Source organism: Micromonospora arborensis, from assembly GCF_003205615.1.
In the GTDB taxonomy this organism is placed as follows: domain Bacteria; phylum Actinomycetota; class Actinomycetes; order Mycobacteriales; family Micromonosporaceae; genus Micromonospora; species Micromonospora arborensis.
Window position 1 is genome coordinate 1 of the sequence record NZ_PYBV01000001.1, and the last position, 4,757, is coordinate 4,757.

A 4,757-nucleotide genomic window follows, 5' to 3' on the forward strand; every position below is an offset into this window, starting at 1 on the left:
CCGCCGCCCAACCGCCCGGCACGACCGCCCGCCGCCCGACCGCCCGGCCCGACCGCCCGCCGCCCGGCCCAACCGCCCGCCGACATCCCGCCCCCGAATCGCCGACGGTGGCGGTGGGCTGGATCGGGTCTGGTTGGTGGGTCGGTGGGGTTACCGGGACGGTGGGGGCCCGGGTGGGATGAACGGGAGGCCAGGCGGTGGGCCGGTTTCGATGAGTCGCCAGAGGGCGTCGGTGTCCAGGTGTTCCTCGACCAGGTCGCCGAGCAGGTCGAGCGAGCGTTCCCGGGCGGCGGCGAAGCTGGTGGCCGGTGCGACCCGGAAACCGGTACGGCCGGCCAGGCGAGCCGCTTCGGTGAGGAACCACCGGCGGAACTCGTCGGACTCGAATGCCCCGTGCCAGTGCGTGCCGTGTACCGCGCCGAGCACGGCTCCCTCGCCGGCACCGTCGTCGCTGGTGAGCAGCGGGGTCAGGGTCGGGTCGGCCTGCGAGACGTACCCGTGGTGGATCTCGTAGCCGCGCACCGGAAGGCTGCCGTGGGCGGTGCCCACCGACTGCCGGACGGTCTTGCGGGGATCGAAGGTGATCTCGATGGGCAGCAGGCCGAGCCCGGGCACGCTGCCCCGGCGGCTCTCCACCGTGTCGTGGATGGCGCGGCCGAGCATCTGGAAGCCGCCGCAGAGGCCGAGCAACGGTTTGCCGGCCGCGACGTGTGCGGCCACCGCGTCGGCGAGACCGGTTTCGCGCAGCCAGGCGAGGTCGGCGACGGTGGACTTGGAGCCGGGCAGGACGACCAGGTCGGCGGCGGCCAGTTCGGCCGGTTCGATGGTGAGGCGTACGCGGACGCCCGGCTCGGTGGCGAGCGCCTCCACGTCGGTGGCGTTGCTGATCCGGGGTAGGCGGACGACGGCCACGTCCAACCACTCGGTGCCGTGCGGGGCTGCGGGGCGGCCGAGCACGCGGCCGTAGGCGAGTGAATCCTCCGCGTCGAGCCACAGGTCCAGTGCCCAGGGCAGCACCCCGTACGTGGGGCGGCCGGTGACGTGACGCAGCATGTCCAGCCCTGGCTGGAGCAGCCCGAGGTCGCCCCGAAACTTGTTGATCACGAAGCCGGCGATCAGCGCCTGGTCGGCCGGGTCCAGCAGGGCCACGGTGCCGAACATCGAGGCGAAGACGCCACCCCGGTCGATGTCGCCGACCACGATGGTGGGCAGGTTGGCGTGCCGGGCCAGCCCCATGTTGACGTAGTCACCGGCCCGTAGGTTGATTTCCGCTGGGCTGCCGGCGCCCTCGCAGATCACCACGTCGTACGCGTCACGCAGCTCGGCGAGCGCCGCGTACGCGGTCTCGGCAAGTCGGGGACGCAGGTGCCGGAAGGTGCCGGCGGTGATGGTGTCGACCGCCTCGCCGAGCAGCACCACCTGACTGGCCAGGTCGCTGCCCGGCTTGAGCAGCACCGGGTTGAATCGCAGGTCGGGTGCCAGCCCACAGGCTGCGGCCTGCATCGCCTGGGCCCGCCCGATCTCGCCGCCGCGCCCGTCCGACCCGACGACCACCGCCGAGTTGTTCGACATGTTCTGCGCCTTGTACGGGGCCACGTGCACACCTTGGCGGTGCAGCCAGCGGCAGATGCCGGCGGTGAGCACGCTCTTGCCGGCGTCGGAGGTTGTGCCGGCGACCAGCAGCCCGCCGCTCACCGCCCGCTCCCCCGCCCCGCTCCGAGGGCCCCGCCTGTCCCGACCGCCCCGCCTGTCCCGACGGCCCCGCCCGCTCGGACGGCCCCGGCCGCTCTGGCAGCCCTACCCGCTCTGGCAGCCCCGCCCGCTCGGACGGCCCTGTGCGTCCTGCCCAGCCCACCGGGGCCCGCGAGGGCGCCGAGGCAGCGGCGGCCCACGGCTCCGACCAGGCGGCCGAGGGTCACCGGGTACGCGGCGGCGAGCCCAACGGCGGCCAGCCCGACCGCGCCGGAGATCCGGGCCGCCCGCTTCAGGTGGCGTGCCTCCGGACGGGGGCCGTCGCCGAGGAACGGCCGCACCTCGGAGCGCCCGAAGTAGACGTTGCGGCCACCGAGGCGGACGCCGAGCGCGCCGGCCATCGCCGCCTCGCACTGGCCGGCGTTGGGGCTCGGGTGGTCGTTGCGGTCGCGCCGCCACACCTGCCAGGCCCGCTGCCGATCCCCGTTGGCGACCGGCGCCACGGCGATGGTGAGCAGCCCGGTCAGCCGGGACGGCACCAGGTTGAGCACGTCGTCCAGGCGCGCGGCCGGGGTGCCGAACCGCGCGTAGCGCGCCGACCGGTGCCCGACCATCGCGTCGAGGGTGTTCGCCGCGCGGTAGCCCAGCAGCCCGGGCAGACCGGCGACCGCGCCCCAGACCAGCGGGGCCACGACGGCGTCGGAGGTGTTCTCCGCGACCGACTCGACGGTGGCGCGGGCCAGCTCCGACTCGCCCAGCGTCGACGGGTCCCGTCCGCAGAGGTGGCCGAGGCGTCGCCGGGCAGCGGGCAGGTCACCGTCACGCAGCGCCCGCCCCATGACGGTGGCTTCGTGCCGCAGTGTCCGGCCGCCCAGCACGGTCCAGGTGCCGACGGCGACGAGCGCCGCCCGGGTCACCGGCCGGTGCCGGGTAGCCGTCGCGGCGACCACCCCGAGCAGCACCGGCCCGCCCACGGCCAGCGCGGTGAATGCCGCGCCCGCCGTCCGGTCCGGCCGGTAGAGGCGGCGCTCCAGCGCACTCGCGGCCTGCCCGAAGCCGGCCACCGGGTGCAACCGGCGTGGATCACCGAGCAGCCTGTCCAGCGCGTACCCGGCAAGCAACCCCACCGCATTCGCCACCGGCCCTGTCCGTCGCACCCGCACCACCTCCGGCCGGCCAGCCTAGACGAGCGCCCGGTGAGCCAGCCCGACCCACGGTGCTCCAGCGATCAACGCCTCGGGAGAGGCCGCGACCGCCGCCCCCAGTCCGGTCGCCGCTTGGGGTGACGGCGCCAGCCCACCCGCCCTCACGTAGGTGACGGCGCCAGCCCACCCCGCCGTCACGTGGGGTGACGGCGCTGGTCGCGTCGCCACCCCACCCCCGTCGTGCCGTGTGGGTCGTGCCACCGAAGCCCGCGACGTGCGCGGGACCTCAGACAGTTCGGTCGCCGCCCGACCCGCGATGGTCGAACCGATCGGTCACGCCGGCTGCGGGACCCTGCCCCGGCCCCGCCGCCCCCGACCGGACGGCACGGGCTCCGGCTGGCTCTCGTCCGGCGCGGGCCCCAACTCGTCGTCCAGGTCCTCGTCGGTGTTGTCGTCGAGGTCGTCCTCAGCCGGGAGGGCCAGCTCGTCGGCTTCCTCGGTGGGAAGGGCCAGCTCGTCGTCGAGGCCCGACGGGAGGGTGCCCGGCCCGCCGGTCAGGGTGCCATCGTCGTCTGGCGGGCCCTCGACGAACGGGCTGGTTCGCAGCGCCGCGTAGTCGGGCAGCTCGAAGTCGTCGTCCAGCGGACGGTCGTCGGGCAGTACGGGCGCGTGCCCGGCCGGAACCGGCTCGGTGGGCTCCCCGTGCACCCGACTCTCGGCTTCCGCGTCCTCCACGGTGCTGGTCGTCATGCTCGGCCGGTTGCGCAGGAACCGGGCCCGGCCCCGGGACAGGTCGTGGCCGACGGCGACCGCCTCCAGCTCGTAGAGGGTGCGGTGGTTGCCGGCGTCGTCGGTCCAGTCGCGGGTGTAGAGCCGACCGCAGACGACCACCGGATCGCCGACCATCACCGAGGCCGCCACGCCTTCGGCGAGCTTGCGCCAGCAGTTGACGCGGACGCGGAGCGAATTGCCGTCGACCCACCGGCCGCTGTCCCGGTCGAGCCGGCGGGCGGTCGAGGCGACCTTGAAGTTGGCCACCAGGGTGTTGCTCTGGGTGGTACGTCGCCACTCGGGCGTAGTCAGCACATTGCCGACAATTGTTACGTAAGTGTCGAACATCGTCCCTCCAGGGGGATCGGGGCCTGCCAGCGCGAGTCGACTCGACACCGAGCCTGTGCGTTGAGCACGGCCATCGCCAGCGCCCAGCCCCGACCTGTGGACGACGAACCCACCTGTGGACAACGCCCTGATCACTCCCGAATGTGGTACGGCGAACCACCCCGACTGGGCGTCGGCGGTTTCCGGGGCCGGCCAATCTGGGTATGGATTTGATCAACGCACCACCGACAGCTCCACGTCGACGAGAGGTCAGCGCCATGATGATCACCAAAATCGGCTCCGCGGTCGTTTCCGAGGCGCGGCGATGAGCGCCGTCGCGAACCCGGCCACCGTCGCTGAGTGCCTGCGGGTGGGCGCCGGGTTCTCGCAGGGCGACCGCAACTGGATCGCCGAGCAGTTCGTCACCCTCGACGCCCGGCTGGCCAGCTTCCACGCTGACGCCACCGAGCTGGAGGTGTCGGTGAAGGACCGGGAGGCCCGCGGCCAGAAGGTCACCCTGGAGTGCTGGATCGCCGGCCGGCAGAAGATCGTCACGACCTCCGCGGAGGAGGACCTGCACGCCGCGCTCAACGACGTCCGCGACGACCTGCGCCGCCGACTCAACGACGCCAAGACCCGCCAGGAGCCGCGCCACAACAAGCACCTGCGCGACCTCCCCGAGCCGCAGTTGGAGGCCGACGACCCGGCCCCCCGCGCCGACGCGGAAACTGCCTGACCCACGCCACACCCCCGCGATCTTGCACTTTCGGCTCCCGAACAGCGGCTATCGCCCCTTTTGTCGGGACAGAAAGTGCAAGATCG

At 73.6% G+C, this 4,757-nt stretch carries 3 protein-coding genes and 1 pseudogene; 1 reads left to right on the plus strand and 3 read right to left on the minus strand.

Translation table 11 applies throughout. The annotated features are described in order from the left end of the window. Nucleotides 1–150: 150 nt before the first annotated feature. From C7C45_RS00005 to C7C45_RS00015, 3 genes and pseudogenes are all read right to left on the minus strand, one after another. Entirely contained in the window at nucleotides 151–1,695 is a 1,545-nt protein-coding gene (locus C7C45_RS00005) for a cobyric acid synthase (RefSeq protein ID WP_110561525.1), read from the minus strand. Between the two features lie 170 nt (nucleotides 1,696–1,865). Next, nucleotides 1,866–2,849: pseudogene (locus C7C45_RS00010) on the minus strand (cobalamin biosynthesis protein); the annotation flags it as partial. Nucleotides 2,850–3,170: 321 nt separating this feature from the next. Continuing rightward, a complete protein-coding gene (locus C7C45_RS00015) occupies nucleotides 3,171–3,956 on the minus strand; it encodes a single-stranded DNA-binding protein (protein ID WP_110561526.1) in 786 nt (261 codons plus the stop codon). Nucleotides 3,957–4,260: 304 nt separating this feature from the next. Between C7C45_RS00015 and C7C45_RS00020 the strand changes: the two genes are divergently transcribed. After that, the gene (locus C7C45_RS00020; RefSeq protein WP_110561527.1) at nucleotides 4,261–4,671 is read left to right on the plus strand and encodes an HPF/RaiA family ribosome-associated protein; all 411 of its coding nucleotides are present in this window, start codon (nucleotides 4,261–4,263) and stop codon (nucleotides 4,669–4,671) included. Nucleotides 4,672–4,757: the final 86 nt, after the last annotated feature.

What these genes read in the sequence shown, in the direction of transcription:
- C7C45_RS00015 (WP_110561526.1), bottom strand. Translation starts at nt 3,956, where the DNA reads ATGTTCGACACTTACGTAACAATTGTCGGCAATGTGCTGACTACGCCC.
- C7C45_RS00020 (WP_110561527.1), top strand. Translation starts at nt 4,261, where the DNA reads ATGAGCGCCGTCGCGAACCCGGCCACCGTCGCTGAGTGCCTGCGGGTG.